Genomic DNA, 19,816 nt, shown 5'->3' with positions numbered 1-19,816 from the left:
AACCATCTTAATTTAACGTCCGCCAAAAATAGATCCTAAAATACCTCGAATCACTCGACGACCAACTTGACTGCCAATCGCACGAGCGGCACTTTTAACAAAGGCTTCCATCGGCGTCTGCCTTTTACTCTTGCGAACCGACTTCGCCTTGGTTTTAGTTTGGGTTATTTCTGACTCAGCTAACTCTTCTTGGGCTAATAACTTTTCAGCTCTTTCTTTTAGTACTTCAAAAGCTGATTCACGGTCAAGCGGATTATCATAACGTCCGGACAAGGGAGAGCGGATAATACGTTGTTGTCTCTCATCCTTTGTTAGGGGCCCAATTTGCGACTCAGGAGGACGGATCAAGGTACGTTGAACAGGTTGTGAACGGCCTTTATTATCAAGCACCGACACTAATGCTTCGCCAATTCCCAGATCCGTAATAACGGTTTCAGTATCGAAAGTCGGATTAGGCGGAAAAGCTTGAGCAACACTTTTAATCACTTTGCGATCTTTTGGGGTAAAGGATCGCAGCGCGTGTTGAATCTTCATTCCAAGTTGACCAAGAATATTTTCAGGAATATCTAACGGACTTTGGGTAATGAAATAGATACCAACGCCTTTAGAACGAATTAAACGTACTACTTGTTCTATTTTATCAATTAACACTTTTGGAGCTTGATTAAAAAGTAAATGAGCTTCGTCGAAAAAGAATACCATTTTAGGTTTATCATTATCCCCCACCTCGGGCAATTGCTCGAAGAGTTCCGATAATAACCAAAGTAAAAACGTCGAATAGATTCCGGGCGCCTTAGCCATCAACTTGGTTGCATCAAACAGGCTGATAACACCGTTACCAGAAAAATCGACTTGCATAAGATCTGAAAGTTTGACGGCCGGTTCACCAAAGAAGTATTCTGCCCCCTGCTCTTCCATTACCATTAAACGGCGTTGAATAGCACCCACACTTGCACTTGAAATATTACCGTATTCATTTCGAAGTGCTTTTGCATTATCCCCCATCCAATTGAGCATTGAACGTAGGTCTTTTAAATCAAGCAACAATAAACCTTGATCGTCAGCAATTTTAAAGCAGGCATACAAAATACCCGATTGCGTATCATTTAAGTTAAGTAAATTGGATAATAATAACGGCCCCATTTCCGAGATCGTAGAACGAATAGGATGACCGCGCTCACCGTAAATATCCCAAAAAACAACGGGACAGGGTTTCTGTTGGTAATTTTTTAGCGGGATTTTATCTAAACGTTCATCTATCTTAGCGTGTGGTTTACCTGCGTTGGCTAAACCAGAAAGATCGCCTTTAATATCCGCAGCGAAAACAGGCACACCTAATCGAGAAAAACTTTCTGCAAGAACCTGTAAAGTAACGGTTTTTCCAGTCCCTGTAGCCCCAGAAATAAGACCATGGCGATTACTCATTTGCGCTAACTGTTGAACTAAATCGCCTTCAGCACCACCAATTACAAATTCCTTTTGTTCCGCCATTCGTGTCTCCTTTTTAATAATCAAGGTAATATTTATTGCGCTTAAATAAAACATTAAAGTACATGTTTACGGTCATAAAATATACTCTAACCAATCAATTATTGAAGAAAGATAACTATTTCCAAATACTGCTTATAACAAAAATTGCCTTATAATATTATTCAAAACAACCTCGCCATCCGGCGTACATAACCAACTTAACCCAGCTATATTAACAAAAACGGTTATCCAATAGACGATCTTAAATTCGGTTTTACTAGACTTATGACGTAATTTATTTTGTGCAAAGAGCGCACCTGGCCACCCACCTAATAACCCGATCATATGTAACGTACTTTCCTTAGTTCGCCAACGCCCCTGTTGAGCGGCAGATTTATCCATTGCATAGGCAATAAAGGCAATTATACTCATCACAATATACAGCCCCAATATAATTGCAGATAGTTTGCCAATTAAGACCGTAAGAGAAAGTCCGACACAAAATAATAAAACAAACACAGTGGGGATTTTACTTTGTTCAGATTGATGGTGTCGTTTATCTAACTTTTTGGCTGCATGAGCAAATTTAATATTTTCAGCCTTATAACGATTATCTTTTCCACGCACTAATTGATAAATAATAAGCTCCCCGTTAACAGGGCGATGCGCCCGGGGCCTGAATGCTTTGATATGAACGAAGGCACGTTCACCACCTCCATTGGGCTCAACAAAACCAAAGCCTTTATCGTCATTCCAATTAATTATTTTCCCTTGAAAAGATTTATTTTCATTCATAACAAACCTACATACTGTCAATAACTAACATACCGACACCAACAATGCCAAATCCAGCTAACTGAAGTAAAACGGGCTTTTTTGATACTTCCCAATGACGAATAATAAACACAATGGCAATAGGAGAAAGCAAGATACAACCGACACACCACAACCAACTCACTTTAAAAGTTTCAATAATAAATAAAACACCACCAATAATGGCTATCAACGCGCCCAATACAATTAACCAATCTGTCATCATTATTTTCCATAAATTAATAATATAAAAAAACACCCAATAATCAGTGATAATAACACTCATTATTGGATGTTAATTTAATAGATCAATAATTATATTAATCGTAATCATTAGTTAATCTATTTTACTGGTTAAAATGGTTTATTTACTCGTTAAAATTTTTACAAATAAAACAAGTACTTAAATAAAAACCCACCGTAAACCAAACCATTTTTCTACGCAAAATTTAGATCACCAATTTAATACGATTGATATTACTTCACATCAAAGCCTTGCTGTTTTAAAAAACCTTTCATATGTGGACGCGCTGGAACGCTAACCATATTTGCAATTTGATGTGTCCAAGTTTCATCACGTGAGCCACTGGTTCGGTTTTTATAATACTCACTACAAATTTCATTATATTGGCTTAAATCATCATCGCCTTCACTGTAGTAATCATCTTTCAATATCATTTTCGCAGGCATTCTTGGTTTTTGCTCTGGTGTTTCATCGGGATACCCTAAACACATACCAAAAATAGGATAAACATGTTCAGGCAGCTTTAAAAGCTTAGCTACATTATCCGGTTGATTACGTAGCCCACCGATATAAACGCCACCTAATCCCATTGACTCTGCAGCGATCATTGCATTTTGAGCTGCAAGTGTGACATCCACGGTTGCAACGAGAAATTGTTCCGTATAACCAGAATCCATCTCTTTGTTTTCAAAAGTGCAAGCTGATTGCGCGCGTTTTAAGTCCGCACAAAAAACCAAAAATACAGGACATTGCTCAATCCAAGCTTGACCACCAGCAAAGGCAGCTAATTGCTTTCTATTTTCAGGCTTAGTGACGCGAATGACACTGTATGCCTGAATAAAATTTGAGGTCGCAGCAGACTCTGCAGATTCTATAATTGCGATTAACTTTTCATCACTGACTTTCTCACTAGTAAATTTACGAATAGATCGGTGATTTTTCAGAAGATCGATTGTCTGATTCATGTGATTATTTCCTTTCTTTTGAATGAAAAATGCGAGAGGTACGCTAATGCGATTAGTCAACAAGACGAATTAGCGAGTGTTTAACTTTGTAGGCATCTCGCGCGTGGTAATAGATATACCTATAAATTTACCACTTTGAATTAAAAACTGCAGAAATCAATCAGTAAATATAAAATATTTATCTGATAAAGCTTATTATTCTTTTAAATTACCCTTATTAAACACCATACAATAGGCGCTAATTTATAAAGCATAACTCGCAATTATTTTTGATATGGCAAGCATTGGCGTTTTACCGGTAAATTCAAATCTAACTTTACCGACGGCTGAAAAATAAATTTCTAATTCAGAATCAATATCAAAGGTACCGGAAGTTTCAACGGAATAAGCAACAATATTTTTATAGGGCAACATAGTAAAATCTTTTTTACTACCGGTTAAGCCTTGAACATTAATCGCAATAATTCTTTTATTAGTGAAAACAACACCATCTCTCATGGACTTAAATGAATCAATAATTTGCTCATCGTCAAGCAGTAAATCTTTTACTTTTTGAGCATACTTATCATTCTGTTTGAGTTTAAATACGTCTTTATTTTCAAAATCAATCATCTGCGTTCCTTTTACATTAATCAATAAAAGCCCCCACTCGGAGGCTTAGTATTAGATGAAATTATTTCGGCGTTGTTAAATCAATTTTATACAACGCAAAACCAAGCTCATCTTGACCAACTTTAGTCATTGCTCGTTGCCCATAACGGCGAATAAATCCATCCGCTGTTGCACTATTCTGTGTCTCAAAACGAACATCTAATGCAACTTTCGAATCAATATTAACGAAATCCCAGTTATTATCTGCCGAAGGATCGACCGCACCTTTATTTTTTGTTTGTGCTGTAATGTAATTTGCTAATACATCCCGATTAGTATCCGGTTGTTCCATCACAACATATTCCGCACCAGTCCCCGCAAATTTTCCGCCAAAAGCACGGTAATTATTGGTCGCAATAATAAACGATTGTTTATTCAATTCGTCACCACTCATACTATGCCCCTCTGCATCGGTATAAGTCAAACCAACAATACGCGCTGCATCGGGATTGATCACTTTACAATCACCATCGAATTTACTGGGTTGAGTCACATCCACTTTGTAACTCACCCCATCGATAACATCAAAATTATAAGTGCGGTGATCTTCCCAATTAATCAAATATTGTGGTTCCGTAGTATTTGGATCAATTTGATTAAACTGATTTGCACTGCATTCCAACCAATCTTTAAGTTGTACACCATTTATTTTAAGTGCAACAACGGTATTCGGATAAAGATACAAATCCGCCGCATTTTTATAACTTAGCTCACCAGCTGCAACTTGCACATAAGCGTCTACATCTGAGCCCGCACTATGCCGTCCACCTGCTTTAAAAGGCGCAGCTGCAGATAGAACAGGTAAGCCCTTCAATGCTTTATTATTCGACGAGGCAACCTGTGCTTTAACATATTCCATCTGTGCGTCGGACACTATCTGTACAGTGGGATCATCCTGCACTAATGTAAGAAAACTATACATATCGCTAGTTGCTTTACCTATTGAAGCATTCACAAAATCAAGCGTGCCCTTATGCTCTACTTCAACGGCATGGTGAATATGTTCATCGGCCTCAACCTTCGCCACTTTCTTACCTTCTTCATTTCGTTCATAAATCTGGCGAGATTCCGCTATTGCCGACGTCACATCCCACTTACCATCGTGAAAAGCAAGATTAAGGTCAATAACGCCCAGATTATCTCCCCAACGACCGGGCATGACGGCAGGAATACCGTTAATCAGGCCTTTTTCAATATCGACATTCGGAATATTAGCAAATTGTGCACTTGGGAAAACAGAGTGGCTATGACCAAATAAAATCGCATCAATACCTTCTACAGTCGTTAGTGCATAGGTTGCATTTTCAGCGTTCACATCCCCCGGATTTTCACTCGAACCAATCCCTGAATGGGGAATGGCAATAATAATATCTGCGCCCTTTGCTTTCATTTCAGGTACAAATTTTTGAGCACTTTCAACAATCCCTTTGGCTGTGACTCTTCCATCAAGGTTTTGCTTATCCCATTGAAGGATTTGTGGGGGCACAAAACCAATATAACCAATATTAATGGTTCTTTTTTCACCTTGATCATCAACAATATCGGTGGTTTTAATAATATAGGGTGTAAACAAATTATCACCCGCTTGTTTACCTTGCCAACAATCAGATTCACAATATACATTTGCATTTATATAAGGGAAATTTGCCCCTGAAATCGCTTTTTGAAGAAACGCTAAACCATAATTGAATTCATGATTACCAATATTACCAACGGTATAATCAAGTAAATTCATTGCTTTATGAGCAGGATGCACATCAAATTTATGACCTTTTTTATACTCACTGGCAATAAAATCCCCCATTGGGCTACCTTGAATTAAATCGCCATTATCGACCAGTACGGAATTAACCACTTCTTCACGCGCCGCTTGTAATAAACTTGCTGTGCGAGCTAAGCCAATGGTGATATCCGTTTTACTTTGATAGTAATCATAATCCATCACATTGGCATGAATATCAGAGGTTTCAAATACGCGTAATTTGGCCGATATATTGTCAGTATCAGCCATGCTATTTGAACTGTAAGCCGTTAACCCTAAACTAGATGAAATAAATAATGCGAGTAATGTTTTATTCAAAATATAATTCCTTTTGTTGTAAAGCGAAGTAATCCAAGCTATCTCGGCCTTGAAAGTAAAAATAATGCTTTAAAAATAGATAATTACGATAGTAGTCAGTAGGCAACTTTTAAAGTGTGAGGTCAAGCGACAAAAATGCAACAAATGTGTAACGTAAATGAACTACTTACATAATGTGTTGTTTGGTTGATGTATGTAATGATTATCCATCCTTTATTAAATTCACTTTTTAAAAACTAACATCTTTTCAATTTTCATCTTTTACACTGTTTTAGGGTCAAAATATTTACTCTTTATAAAAGATAATCTGCACAGTTAATATTCTATACCCGTTACCAATCAAGATGCGTTTATCAGTCACTCGCTCGGATACCAAGGCAAGGCGTAACATGATGACCTTTCTAGCGATTAACTGCGTTAATCCTCTATCGGTAGATGTAAAAACAAGACTTTACATCTTTAATGGCTAGTCCTTATCGAATGTTATAACGCAGTATTGCCATGGTTTATAAGAAACGAACTAGTGACCCGCAGGGCAAGACGAGAGGCAAACATCTTCGTTGTTATAAAGTCTCGATTTAACCCGTTAGATCTTCACCTTTATGCCTAGAATCTGCTCACCTCTCGTCTTGCTGATTTCTGCATCTTGAATGGTAACGGGTATATTGTAATAAAAAACTTGAATAATCACACAATTAAGACCATCCACTGCACCATCTTTTTTCTAAATTATATTATACTGTTGCCCGCTCACCAAAAAGTAAAATATGAACAAGGGACGTTATGATACAGCTATCAGTAATCAGCACAGGCATATTAGAAAGTGAATTTGAAGAAAAAAAGGTCATACATAATATTATTACTACATTTAAACTTTCCGCTGAAGACGCTAAAAAATTACTATTAAAGGATGCCGTAATAAGAAAAAATGTTAATCGTGGCTTTGCAGATAAGTTAGTTAAACAATTTTCAAAATTCGGGCTAAAAGTTAAAATAATAGAAAATAAAAGTACCGAAAAGAAAATCGAAAATATTATCTTACAACCTAAATTATCCAATACCCCAGAAACGAAAGAAGCATTCGAAAAACTTATAAACGGTGAATTTGTTCAGGAAAAGGTTAACACTAATTATCGCTATTCATTATTGCTCGCGCTATTAGTCAGTTTAGTCGCGCCTATCGTCTATCTCTCAACCATTTTTGCTTTATTTTATATAAGCGTATTTTATGGGCATCTTTTAGCTGAAAATATCGAGAATGTATCAAGCATCTTTTTAAAAATATTAGCTGTTATTGTCCCCTATTTTATTATTATGGTCCTTATTTTATTTTTACTTCGCCCTTTATTTTCACGTTATCCCACTCCAAAATATTTTGAAATGAAACGAGCAGATGGGCCTGCACTTTTTAATCTTATCGATGTAATGTGTGAGAAAATGTCAGTTCCTTTCCCCGAACAAATTTGTTTAGATACGAGTGTTAATGCATCTGCAGGGGCAATGTACGGTTATTTAAGCTTAAGAAAAAAGCAATTACGATTAACAATCGGATTACCCTTAATATTAGGACTTAATATTCGCGAATTTAGTGGTATTTTAGCCCATGAATTTGGTCACTTTTCGCAGTCTTCTGCAATGAAAACATATTATATCGTCAACACTATTAACAACTGGTTTTTTCAACGTGCTTATGTCCAAGACACGTGGGATGAACGCTTAAATACATGGTCTAAAAAGGCAGATTGGCATATTGTCGGGACACTTTCCATCTACGGTGCACAACAAACAATAAAAGTAGCCCGTTACATTTTTATGTTGTTATACAAATTAAACCATCGTCTAACACAATATATGTCTCGTGCAATGGAATACGACGCGGATAGTTATGGCAGCCGATTTGTCGGTAGCGATCAATTTGAAAAAACATCTATAACGCTGCGTAAATTGCACTATGCCGCAGATCAAGCCGATCAAATAAATATTGCATCTTGGAACGATGATAGCTTACTCGCCAACTTACCATTGGCAACGGCAAAATTTGCTGAACAAACCAGTGAAGAAATGCTTGAACGTATTAAAAGAGAAATGCAAGAAAGCAAAACCTTATCGATGGACAGCCATCCAGCTGATAATGATCGTATTAGCCATATCACTCAACGTAATGATCCAGGCATATTTGTCAGTGAATTCCCTGCCAAAAAACTCATAAATCACATTAACCAATTATGTGAAGCGGTAACGATAGATACCTATGTTCGCATGGGCATTCGCAATCCACGTAAACATATGGTTGCAAATCACAGACTAATAGACCGTGATGATCATAAAGAAACATTACAACTCAGTTATCACACTTTTTTTAATAGGGATTACAATAACCGATTCTTGAATTTATCGCCTTTACCGGATAATAAACTAACTCATCATATTCAATGCATGAATGAAATTCGCCGTTTACAGCCACAATTCATAGAGGATTTTGATACTTTTACTCAACAGTTACAACAAATTAACTACGCGAGTTTAGCCAAAGCTTATTTAGCCTCTCATATGTATATAGAGCCGAAAGAATTCAATATAAAATCAGATAATATTCGCGAACTTGAATATGAAATAGGCACATTAACCAGTGAAATGCGAATGCAACAAAAGCAATTATTTGCTTTTGACCAGTTGTTTTATCATCGCATAATATTTAATAAAGCACTTTTATCAGAAGAAAAAAATCAACAACTAGATATACTATTAAAAAACCTACAGGATATGTATATTCTTGAATCAATCATCATTTCATTACAACAACATATTTATGTGTTCAATTGCCTATTAAATTGCGATGATGAATTACATGAGCAAATTGCCCCCACCATTAATCGCCTAACTGACATAACATTAACGGATTCACACAAAGCAATAAATGAAGCAAAAAACATTAATATAGTCGATGAAAAATTTGAAAACTTAGCTGAATTTATCGAAAGTTGGAGCGGAGTTTTACCAACACAAAAGCAAACTTATCAACTCGATGAGCACTTTGATACGGCGGAAAAAATCTGTAAAGCAATACATTATCAATACTACTGGCAGTTTGCCGAGATTGCAGCACTTTGCAGTCATGCAGAGCGTTTTAATAAAATATCACCATTAAGCTTTCCAACACAAACAATGGATTAGCATAATAAAACAAGCAGGAACGAATATGAAAAATAAACCTGACAGCCCGAAGAAGACGAATCTAAAATCTTCGCCTGAAGAAGTACAAGCATGGTTGGATTCAGTACATTTTGGAAGTTGCTGTAGCGATCCCATTACTACAGAAGAGCATAAAATATGTGAAATAAAAGACAACAAGCAGAATGCATAATTCAATTGACTGAATATGGCTGCGCGCCTTATCAGGGGGAACAACGCCTACACGTATGGATTACAATAATATATACCCAAGATCCGCCGGTAGTAATAATTGCTGAACCTACAACTTATCAGAATTTGTCGTATCCAGTTGAATAAGTGGTATTTATACAATCAAGCTTGTCGACAATACGATCATATTGTCGTTATACAAACAGCAAAGTCGTTACGAAAGATTCAATGACTGACACGTGTGTGCGGCCTATTAATTCGTTGCTAATATAAAATTATGCATGATCGTATTTGTTTCAAACAGCGTCACTTGATTTCTTCCACTATTTTTCGATGCGTATAATGCTTGGTCAGCTTTTAATAGCAAATCATCTAAAGTTTCAGATTGAGAGTGAATGCTTGCCACCCCAATACTAGTAGTTACTCTTATTTTATATTGATCACTATTAAATAGATGTAATTCAACACTTTTTACAAGTTGCTTAGCTTTATTCACCGCCTCACTTTCATCATGAAACGGTAAAACAATAACAAACTCCTCTCCAGCAACGCGGGCAAAAATATCCGAAGGTCTTAAGCATTGACTAATTAAAGTAGAAAACTCAATCAATATTTGATCTCCGATATGATGACCAAAATTATCATTAATTTTTTTAAAGTGGTCGATATCTAACATCATGACCGTTAAATGCTTTTTTAACTTATTTCTTTTTAAAAATTCACGATGGGCCAGACTATCAAACCCTCTTCGATTTAATATCCCTGTTAGTTGATCTTTAAGTGTTAATTCTTGTAAATCATATTGAAGATGCCGACTAACCATCCAAAAGAAGCCAAATGCCGGCCCCGTAACCAAAATAATAATAAACAGATATGAAAAGGCATGAACCGTACCTGCTAACATAAAGGATTCAATTTCAGTTTCTCCTGCGGTAAACACCAAATGGTAAAATTGAAATAAACTAAAAGAAGTAAAAATGCAGCCAGTAATAATCGCCGAAACACGCCAATTTCTTACGACTGTTTCGAAATAAATCCCTTGCAGTCAACGCTGTTATTAAAGATGCAATAAAGCAAACCACCATCACCCGAGCATTAATTGAAGGCAGTTGATAAGTGTAATAATAAGAAGAAAGCGCGGTGATAATAATGCTAACAATTCCGATCGGATGCCAATAATTACAAATGCCTAAAAAACGCCTCCCACCTTCAAAATACCCAACCAAGCCAACCACGATTAATGTATTTGCAATAACCACTGAAATAAAATCCGGTAAAAAATAGCGTAATCCAATAAATAGCATAGATAAACCAATCATCACATTGGATACTGCTAGCAATTTAAACCCATGAAATTTATTTTGAGAAAGGCTAAAAGCAAACAACCATAATGAAAACAACAATGCGATACAGGTTGTAACAATGTTAAGTGTTCGGATATCAAGCATTAACATCAAAATATAGCTTCTTTCATAAACGCACCCTATTCCGTAGGTTAACCAAAAATTATCATTAAAAATCTAAATTATATGATAAAAAATAGTTATGAATGGGTAATAAGTAAATGAATAAAACAGGTATATTTCACATAAGTAGGAATATTTAATTAAAATAGGACACATAATCTATTTTTATGCGCCTACCAATTTATACACGGGGTAGTTAATGAAAGTAGTGATACAATCAGCCTATCACTAGTCACTAGTTAGCTATTCTCACTTGCAAATTTTTTCATAAACTCAGCCAATTTAACCGCCTGTTCAACACTAACCCCATTGTATAAACTAGCTCGAAGGTATTCACCAACACCAAAAGGCGTTAGCGTGCGTAAACCAATGATCCCCATTTCCCAACTTTCAATTAAAAATTTATTGGTTAATGCTTCATCTCCCTGTTTAATATTAAAGGGAAGATTCATACGACTTCTTAAGTTTTTATTCGCTATAGGTGTTCCATAAAATCCATTTAAAGCATCAATAACATCATAAATACATTGAGATTTATCAATTGAGCGTTGTTCATTAGCTTCAATCCCTCCCTCTTTCACAAGCCAGTCCATCACAATACCAACCACTTCAATATTGAAAGTTGCAGGTGTATTCCATAAATTACCTGCTTCATTATTAGTCGTGTAGTTAAATACGCCGGGACAAAGTGGAGATGCTTTACCTTCGCCAATAAGATCCTGACGAATAATGGTTATTGTTAAACCAGGATGACCAATATTTTTAGACGCACAGGCAAAAAGCACACCGACCCCACAACCCTGCCAATCAATTGGTTTAGTGGTAAAGTCCGAACTGGCATCCACAATTAAGGGAATATGCTGACGCGATGGTGGTAATTTTGGTAACCGATGTAATTCAATACCATTCACGGTTTCATTCGAACATAAATAAACATACTTACTTTCAGGTGAAATATCGGCTTCGTTTAATTCAGGAAAACTAGTAAAACTACCGTCTTCAGGATGTCGACCATCAATGGTTTCTATCTGACAATATTTTTGAGCTTCATCTCGCCCACGGGCAGACCAAGTGCCATTAACTACATAAGTAGCTTTATCTGATGGTGAATGACAAAGATTAAGGGGCAAGGCTGCAAACTGCCCATGCCCTCCTCCATGGGTAAATAAGACTTCATAGTTATCGGGAATATGCATGACGTTACGTACTGTTGAAATGGCATGATCTAAGATAGCTTGAAATTCTGGTGCGCGATGAGAAATAGATAACGAAGTTAATCCCGGTTTATTAAAGTTTGCAGCTATTTGTCGCTCAACCTCTTTAGGTAAAGAAGTTGGACCAGGACTAAAATTAATAATCGCTTCCGAGGGGGCTGTCGAATTAAGTGAACCAATAAGCGCGGGGTGAATAGCTGTATTCATAATATTTTCTCCTTTCATATTCATGATCACTTGTTCAATACATAACTGCTCTCAATAGGGTGGTGAGTGCATATTATTTAGAACCCAATGAAATACATGTTAATTTCTCATCAAGTACCACAAGTAAGATAAAGACGAAGCCTCCTTAACGAAGTAAGTCATCATCTCTATTCAGTTTTCAATCATTTGAGTATGCTATTCAGATCACAGTGCGTTTAGCACCAACCTTATATATCGTTAGTACCAACATAGATTAGGCGCATCATTCGTTGCAAAAAAAGAGTGTTTTATAAATTAAAATAGGTAAGCCGCTGTTTCTATTACCATTACTTACGTAATGCTTTATAGGCGCGCTGAATGTCTTGAGTTTTCTGTATGGCTTCTTGCATCCCTTCTTCAGATAACCCCTTTGAGGCTAATTTATCAGGATGAAATTGCCCCATCAATTTTCGATAAGCACGTTTAATTTCGGCTTCAGTGGCGTATTGCTTAATACCAAGAATACTGTAGAAATCATTTTTATTCTCAATTGGTTTAATACCACGATAAAAGCCTTGTTGCTCTTCAATCAACCTTAATAAACGGTTAACTTCCGTTGCAGTAAACCCTAAATAATTGCCAATTTTAAAGAGATCATGTTGACGTGTTTTCTGCAGCTCTCCATCGGTAAAAGCTAACTGTATTTGAATGCCTAAAAATATTTGTAAAATATTCGTATCATGTTCCGCCAGCTTCTTGAATCTATCGAGGGTTTTAGACAGTGAAAAATTTTCCTGTAAACCTAATTCAAAGGCACTATGAGCACGAATACGATGTTTTACAATATGTAATGAATTTATTAAATTGCTATTTTTCCCCTCTTCAAAAGCACGTTGAACATCCATCCGATGCTTAGTCGTTTGCAAGGCATTTAGTAAATTAAATTCAGATTTCAAAGGGTTTTCTTGTCGAAGATAGGCTAAGTCTAAATAAACATTAGCAACTTGAAGGTCAGTGAGTGTGACTTCTTGTTTTGGCTTTGCAATAAAAGCAAGAACCGAAAAGGTACTATCAAAAAAGCAATCTTGTTTTTCTTTACGCGTTAATACTTTGCCATAGGTATCGGTCTGCTTTTTAAAGTTTTTAATAACAGAACGATCAAAAAGGTGCCCGAAATACAAACCAACTGAGATACCAAGGACATTAATAAATACATTGTCGCCAGTAATCAAAATACCTAAAAAGGCACCAGCCACCTTTCCCCAAAAAAACATAATCTAGCATACCTTATAAAATGAAATATGAATGTTATTTGATTAAGAAAAGTGACTTAAACAGTTAACGATGACATGCTTGTAAGCTAATGGGGAGTAGAGTCTCGTAAAGACAGGAAGTTCATTGAAAAATGACCAATCAATATTAAGCAATTTTATATCATCCATAACATGTCCTTTTGCTTGTAAATTATAAGAGAAACTACTCTTTTAGCAGTAAAACTGCTGGCAATAATACCCATTGTAAAATAAAAGACGCTTGTTGTTAATTTTATTAATGAAAGATAGCGATCTGACTTATATTATTTATTTAAATATTAATTTATTGGTATTTTATTTAGTCATTAAACGTAACAACTTGCTTAATATGCGGATTATCAACATTGACTGCTAATTGGACGATATTATCTAATATTATTAACTGCGTTTTATTTTTAATATTGACGAGTACACATTCATCATGGGTTTCATTCCGCTTAGTATCAATTGCAACACATTCAATAATCTCCCCTGATCTCAAGGTTAATGTAATCGGATATTGATACATACACACGATCTCAATAATATCGTATTCACCACAACCTATCATGACTACCTCTATTATTTCACTCTCGATGCATCTGTTTTAAGCTCATGATGCCTCGAAGCACACTCACGGCAAATACAAGCCTTATTTTTTGCAGCATCCGTAACTTCATTCAATAAGCTATCAGGAAAGGAAAACTCACCACTCATACACCAACAGGGTTGATCATTGCCACTCGATTGAGCCATTCCACATCGATTATTTTTACCGCATAGCGGACATATTGTTGGATCTGGGTTCACGGTAATATCCTGTGCAGAAAATAAATCAGATTAACTTATATTCCCATAATACATCAAGATACAAAGTCAGCAAGGCGAGTTAAAGTTGCATAGTAAAAGTATTGAGTAGAATAACTCAATATCTATACCCGTTACCATTCAAGATGCAGAAATCAGCATCTTGAATGGTAACGGGTATATACAAGACAATAGCATTAGAGGTCATATAACTGCAGATAATCAACAATGATATGAAAAATGAAAGGAGAATTAACGTCGTAATTAGCCCCTGTAAATAATTATACTTTTCCTCGACGCTTTTCAAGTTCAGCACGCACCTCTCTCGAACGTGTTTCGCTGAAGTTATACTGACACATAACAAAAATAGCTAGCAGCGCAGTAACGCTAGGAATAATAATATCAGCCATACGTAACATATTAATGATATTAACGGCCTCTGGAATATGTAATAAAGATTCGCCGTTAGTGAGTGCATTCCTTATCGCTTCTAAACGGCCATAACCAATATTACTTAGCACCCAGCCAGACATCAACATTGCAATAGCCGTACCTAATTTTACAAACCACCAATACACAGCACCAAAAATACCCTCACGTCGTTCACCTGTATTTAATTCATCTAAATCACAAACATCCGCCGTCATTGACATCATTAATGTAAACAAGCCGCCAATCCCAAAAGTCATTAAGGGTAATGAAATAAACATCATCCAGTGACTACCTTCGTTTAATGCCATTTCAAAGGTCCACCAACGCAAAACATACCCGATAATAGAGATAACCGTCGCCACGATAAATGCATTTCTTTTCCCTATTTTTAACGATATACGCGTGATCATTGGAATCACTAATAGGCAAGTACATATCGCACTCACCGTACCAAACCAAGCAGACCAGGTACCCGAAGCGCCTTGATCACCATTAAAAATATAAAAGACAATAATAAAGAAAGAAAATTGCGCCACGGTTTGAAAGCCGTTAAACACGAGAAATGTAGCGCTACATAACTGAACGAAAGGAATACACTTAAACGTTTGCCAAATACCATTAAAAAAGTTGCTCATCATACGGCCTAACGCACTTAATGATAATTTTTCAGTCCGTTGCGCGGGTAATACACGCTCTTTACAAAAGACAGCTGGAATAATACCGAAAAGTAAACAAATTAGCCCCACCCATATAGCTAAATTTCGACTACCAATAGCGGCTGATTCATACAAAGTGGGTTCATAAATTATCACCCAGAACCAAGGGGCAATCATCCAAGCAAGTTGGCCAATCCACTGAGATACGGCCATGATTCGAGTGCGTTCATGAAAATCGGGACTCATTTCATAACCCAAAGCCACTAAAGGCGTCGCAAAGATGGTATATCCGAGATAAAAAAGCAATGACAACAACAGGAAGTAGATAAAATTATATTGTTGACCATTTTCCGGATAAATTTGCCACATCAACATAAAAGAAACCCCCGTGATAATCGCACCAATAAAAATATATGGCCGACGTCTTCCCCAACGAGTTCGTGAATTATCCGAAATATACCCCATTAATGGATCCGTAATTGCGTCAAAAATACGGGGTACAGCACCCAGTATACCGACAAGAAAGGGATCCATACCTAAGCCCATCACGAGGACTATCATAAAAACGCCTAATGCCGCTGCAAAAAGCTGGTTCGCAAGGGAGCCAACACCAAATGCAATTTTTTGAATCATCGGGATCCTATCTTCAAATGCAGTTTGATTGGCATTTTTAGGTATTATTTCTGGTATTTCGGAAATGTGTTCAGGATTTGTATCCAGTTGTACGGATCCATTCATGTTATGACCTTTTGTCGTTTATCAATAAACGGGTTAATGACAGCATAAATTAAAAAAATTAATCATCATAAATTTATAATAACGGGCTATCAATACGTGTTTGTTCTTTATTATCAAATACAATTCAGGTTAAAATAAATCACAAAGAAAGCGCTTTCAAAAATTTTCATGTGAGTATATTCGGATTGTATGGTGAGGTCAAAAAGCAATGTTAACACCAAGCACGGTTGACGTTTACATTGTGAATTTTTTACCGCAAACTAGCGCCGTTATTTTTCGCTAAAATAAATGATTCATTCAAGGATAATATGCCAAATACAGCTTCGACACTTAGCAAGCGCATGAATATCGTTACCTTAACCTGGCCGATTTTTGTTGAGGTTCTATTGCGCATGGCGCTTAATACCACCGATGTTTTTATGTTAAGTGGCTACTCTGATCTTGCTGTTTCTGCCGTCGGCGTGATCACACAAATTTCTTTCTTTTTGATTGTTATCTCGATGATGGTCAGCAGTGGAACAGGTATCCTTATTGCCCAATATAATGGTGCCGATCGTCCAAAAGAATCAGCTAATGTCGGTGTTGCAAGTATTCAATTGGCGATAATAGTCGGCGGAATATTAAGCCTCGCGTTACTTTTTGGTGCACGATTATTTATTTCCCTATTTGGTTTAGAAAATCAAGTCGCTCAATTTGGTTATGACTACTTACTTATCAGTGGCTCATTTACCTTTAATGTAACCATTGGCATTGTACTCACTACAATACTTCGCAGCCACGGTTATTCACGTTCTCCTATGGTAATCAATTTAATTGCCGGCATTATTAATATTATTGGCGATTATATAGCGCTTTATCAACCCTTTGGTCTGCCTGTTTATGGCGTGTCAGGCGTTGCCATCGCAACGGTATTCAGCCAAATAATTGGTACAATGTTAATGTGTTGGGTGATTTATTCAAAAGGTATCAATTTACCCTTTAAAGCATGGCGAAACATTCCTAAGACTATCTACAAAAAAATATTGAAAATAGGTGCGATGAATGCGGGAGAAATTCTTTCCTATAACATGGCTCAAATGACTATCGTTTATTTTGTCGTTCAAATGGGAACATCATCCCTAGCAGCCTTTACCTATATGCAAAATATTACTCGGGTTTCCTTTGCCTTCTCATTGGCACTCGGCCAAGCGGCACAAATTCAAACTAGCTACTTTATTGGCAAAGGTTGGGTTGATGATATTTTAATCCGCGTGCAAAAGTATTTTTTAGTTGGCTTAATCGTGTCAATGTCAGTGATATTAATCATTTTTGGCTTTAGATATGAAATTATCAATCTATTTACGCAAGATCCTGAAATCATTCCCTTGGTTGCCATGCTTATCGCCGGTTCAATATTTATTGAATCTGGTCGGGTATTTAATCTTATTTTTATTTCGGCCCTGAAAGGAGCAGGTGATATTAAATTTCCGGTACAAATGGGAATATTAAGCATGTGGGGAATCGCAGTATTATCAAGCTACTTATTTGGTTTACATTGGGGATGTGGCGTAATAGGTGCATGTCTAGCAATCGGTATGGATGAATGGGCACGTGGTATTATTATGCTACGACGCTGGCGATCTAAAGTCTGGACACGTTTTTCCTTAACTTCATAAAAACAACAGTAATACAGAGCAAGGAATCCCCTTGCCCTGATCGCTACTATCAATTCACTTTAAAATACCCAACGGTTTCCTTTAACTCCTTAGATAAATCATCAAGTGATGTTGTTATATCGCTGTTTTTCTGAAGAGAAATGATGGACTGTGCTGACATCGTATTTATTTCTTTCATCGCATCGGATATTTTCTCAACAAATCCCACCTGTTGATGAGTTTCCCTTGCAACTTCCTGTACATTTAATAACGAATTTCGAGCTTGCTTTTCAATATTTAATAATAAATCAGTCGTCTCAATGGTCAATGAACGTCCATTTTCAACTAAGGGCTGCGTTTTTTCCATCGCCATAACCGACGCGGCTGTTTCACTTTGAACTTGATTAATCATTGTTTCGATTTGTCCCGTTGCCTCACTGGTTCTCAGCGCTAATCCTCTGACTTCATCCGCCACCACAGCAAAACCACGACCGGTCTCCCCTGCTCTGGCGGCTTCAATCGCAGCATTCAATGCTAATAAGTTAGTTTGTTCAGAGATTGCACTAATCACACTAACGATACTACCAATCTCCTTAGTTCGACTTTCTAGCTGTTTAATTTGCCCTACGGTTTCTTTCACTGTGCTAGAAATCAATTCCATTTCACTCGCACTTTCATTCACTTTATCCTTTCCTAGTTTTGCAAAATTAGAGGTTTCTTCTGATATTTTTTCAGATTGTGACACTGAATCTGAGACATGCATTAACCCTTCCCGCATGGTTTCCAAACGACTTGTTGCATCTTCGGTTAATGTTGCTTGTAACTGTGCAGAAGAGAATACTTGGCGAGATCCAGATGCAACAACCTGTGTTTGAATACTCAATTCACCTGATGCTTTGACAATACTCGAGACTATCGCGCTGAGCTTTCCTTGCATTGTCATAACAGACCCCATTAAACTCTTAGGGCAACAGGTTGTCAGTTCCGTCGATAAATCCCCCTCGGTCATATTTGCTAACGCTTTCGCAGCTACAGAAGGTTCTGCGCCAAGTTGATTAGTAAGGTTGCGACTAATAAAGACCGCGACACAAAGTCCAATTAAAATAGCGACACTGGTGATTATAATCATCAAATATTGAAAGTTTCCCGCTGCTTTTCTTGCTAGAGGCGTCGCTATTTTATTCGCATTTTCTTGATAATCGATAAACTGATTAATGGTAATTAACCATTGCTTAAAATTCTCACTGACTGAAGAGGTAAGTAATGATTTCGCCGCTTGCCCTTCTCCTTGCTCTATCAAACGAATAATTTCATTAATTTGTGGTGATGTTTTTTGTTTAATCGCGTCGATTTTAGATAGAATACGTGTTTCTTCCGCCGTAAATAAAACCCCGCTATTAACCATCTTTTGCATACCTTGTTCGGAGGCAGAATATTGTTCGGTTAATTTGGTTATATTCGATTTTAAGGATTGCAGTTGTCCATTGCTAGAGGCTAATACGACATCGCGTATATCAATCGCGCGATCATGGACACTTCCTCTATAGTTAATTGCATAGCGTTGTTTTACTGAGTTAACGTCGGAAATTTCTGTCAATGTGTTATCAATAAAATTAACGTTTTTAATACCGATAGCCGTTAATATCATCATCATCATGAGCACTAAGCCGAAACCAGCAAACAATTTTTGTCTTACTGTCATATTGTTCATAAAAGTCCTTAAAAATTAAAAGTTGTTTAATACGTTGCTTTATCAATGACTATTAAATTTTAAGTCTCTATTAAAACCAGTTGATATTTAACAG

18 protein-coding genes are annotated in these 19,816 nt (G+C 36.7%); 3 read left to right on the top strand and 15 right to left on the bottom strand.

Going from position 1 to position 19,816, the window contains the following annotated elements; translation table 11 throughout:
* Positions 1-12 precede the first annotated feature (12 nt).
* The 6 genes from ACR30L_RS06550 to ACR30L_RS06525 all read right to left on the bottom strand — a co-directional run bounded on the left by ACR30L_RS06550 (position 13) and on the right by ACR30L_RS06525 (position 6,226).
* Positions 13-1,491: a helicase HerA-like domain-containing protein gene (locus ACR30L_RS06550; protein WP_435237225.1), complete on the bottom strand. Its 1,479-nt coding sequence runs from the start codon at positions 1,489-1,491 to the stop codon at positions 13-15.
* 132 nt (positions 1,492-1,623) lie between these two features.
* Positions 1,624-2,265 (bottom strand): DUF1294 domain-containing protein, encoded by a 642-nt coding sequence (locus tag ACR30L_RS06545; RefSeq protein WP_435237224.1) that lies wholly within the window; start codon positions 2,263-2,265, stop codon positions 1,624-1,626.
* A gap of 7 nt (positions 2,266-2,272) precedes the next feature.
* Positions 2,273-2,509, bottom strand: a complete 237-nt coding sequence (locus ACR30L_RS06540; protein ID WP_435237223.1) for a hypothetical protein — start codon at positions 2,507-2,509, stop codon at positions 2,273-2,275.
* Between the two features lie 251 nt (positions 2,510-2,760).
* Positions 2,761-3,492 (bottom strand): oxygen-insensitive NADPH nitroreductase, encoded by a 732-nt coding sequence (gene nfsA / locus ACR30L_RS06535; protein ID WP_435237222.1) that lies wholly within the window; start codon positions 3,490-3,492, stop codon positions 2,761-2,763.
* Positions 3,493-3,735: 243 nt separating this feature from the next.
* A complete protein-coding gene (locus ACR30L_RS06530) occupies positions 3,736-4,104 on the bottom strand; it encodes a PH domain-containing protein (RefSeq protein WP_435237221.1) in 369 nt (122 codons plus the stop codon).
* 61 nt (positions 4,105-4,165) lie between these two features.
* Entirely contained in the window at positions 4,166-6,226 is a 2,061-nt protein-coding gene (locus ACR30L_RS06525; RefSeq protein WP_435237882.1) for a bifunctional 2',3'-cyclic-nucleotide 2'-phosphodiesterase/3'-nucleotidase, read from the bottom strand.
* Between the two features lie 780 nt (positions 6,227-7,006).
* Between ACR30L_RS06525 and ACR30L_RS06520 the strand changes: the two genes are divergently transcribed.
* Positions 7,007-9,397: a M48 family metalloprotease gene (locus ACR30L_RS06520; RefSeq protein ID WP_435237220.1), complete on the top strand. Its 2,391-nt coding sequence runs from the start codon at positions 7,007-7,009 to the stop codon at positions 9,395-9,397.
* Positions 9,398-9,422: 25 nt separating this feature from the next.
* Positions 9,423-9,587, top strand: a complete 165-nt coding sequence (locus ACR30L_RS06515; RefSeq protein ID WP_435237219.1) for a hypothetical protein — start codon at positions 9,423-9,425, stop codon at positions 9,585-9,587.
* 252 nt (positions 9,588-9,839) lie between these two features.
* Here the strand turns inward: ACR30L_RS06515 and ACR30L_RS06510 are convergent, their stop codons facing one another.
* The 8 genes from ACR30L_RS06510 to ACR30L_RS06475 all read right to left on the bottom strand — a co-directional run bounded on the left by ACR30L_RS06510 (position 9,840) and on the right by ACR30L_RS06475 (position 16,377).
* Entirely contained in the window at positions 9,840-10,490 is a 651-nt protein-coding gene (locus ACR30L_RS06510; RefSeq protein WP_435237218.1) for a GGDEF domain-containing protein, read from the bottom strand.
* A 58-nt stretch (positions 10,491-10,548) separates the two neighbouring features.
* The gene (locus ACR30L_RS06505) at positions 10,549-11,043 is read right to left on the bottom strand and encodes a hypothetical protein (RefSeq protein ID WP_435237217.1); all 495 of its coding nucleotides are present in this window, start codon (positions 11,041-11,043) and stop codon (positions 10,549-10,551) included.
* A gap of 248 nt (positions 11,044-11,291) precedes the next feature.
* A complete protein-coding gene (gene serC, locus ACR30L_RS06500; protein WP_435237216.1) occupies positions 11,292-12,473 on the bottom strand; it encodes a 3-phosphoserine/phosphohydroxythreonine transaminase in 1,182 nt (393 codons plus the stop codon).
* A gap of 326 nt (positions 12,474-12,799) precedes the next feature.
* On the bottom strand, positions 12,800-13,726 hold the full coding sequence (locus ACR30L_RS06495) for a DnaJ domain-containing protein (RefSeq protein ID WP_435237215.1): 927 nt from the start codon (positions 13,724-13,726) through the stop codon (positions 12,800-12,802).
* 42 nt (positions 13,727-13,768) lie between these two features.
* The gene (locus tag ACR30L_RS06490) at positions 13,769-13,894 is read right to left on the bottom strand and encodes a hypothetical protein (RefSeq protein ID WP_435237214.1); all 126 of its coding nucleotides are present in this window, start codon (positions 13,892-13,894) and stop codon (positions 13,769-13,771) included.
* Between the two features lie 169 nt (positions 13,895-14,063).
* Complete coding sequence (locus ACR30L_RS06485; RefSeq protein ID WP_435237213.1) at positions 14,064-14,315, bottom strand: Rho-binding antiterminator; 252 nt, start codon at positions 14,313-14,315, stop codon at positions 14,064-14,066.
* 11 nt (positions 14,316-14,326) lie between these two features.
* Positions 14,327-14,554 (bottom strand): cysteine-rich CWC family protein, encoded by a 228-nt coding sequence (locus tag ACR30L_RS06480; RefSeq protein WP_435237212.1) that lies wholly within the window; start codon positions 14,552-14,554, stop codon positions 14,327-14,329.
* A 278-nt stretch (positions 14,555-14,832) separates the two neighbouring features.
* Positions 14,833-16,377, bottom strand: a complete 1,545-nt coding sequence (locus ACR30L_RS06475) for an MFS transporter (RefSeq protein ID WP_435237211.1) — start codon at positions 16,375-16,377, stop codon at positions 14,833-14,835.
* A gap of 308 nt (positions 16,378-16,685) precedes the next feature.
* Between ACR30L_RS06475 and ACR30L_RS06470 the strand changes: the two genes are divergently transcribed.
* The gene (locus tag ACR30L_RS06470) at positions 16,686-18,032 is read left to right on the top strand and encodes an MATE family efflux transporter (protein ID WP_435237210.1); all 1,347 of its coding nucleotides are present in this window, start codon (positions 16,686-16,688) and stop codon (positions 18,030-18,032) included.
* Positions 18,033-18,081: 49 nt separating this feature from the next.
* Here the strand turns inward: ACR30L_RS06470 and ACR30L_RS06465 are convergent, their stop codons facing one another.
* Entirely contained in the window at positions 18,082-19,722 is a 1,641-nt protein-coding gene (locus ACR30L_RS06465) for a methyl-accepting chemotaxis protein (protein ID WP_435237209.1), read from the bottom strand.
* Positions 19,723-19,816: the final 94 nt, after the last annotated feature.

It is taken from the genome of Psychromonas saccharinae (assembly GCF_051201515.1).
Lineage (GTDB): Bacteria > Pseudomonadota > Gammaproteobacteria > Enterobacterales > Psychromonadaceae > Psychromonas.
This window is presented reverse-complemented; position numbering and strand designations above follow the sequence as displayed.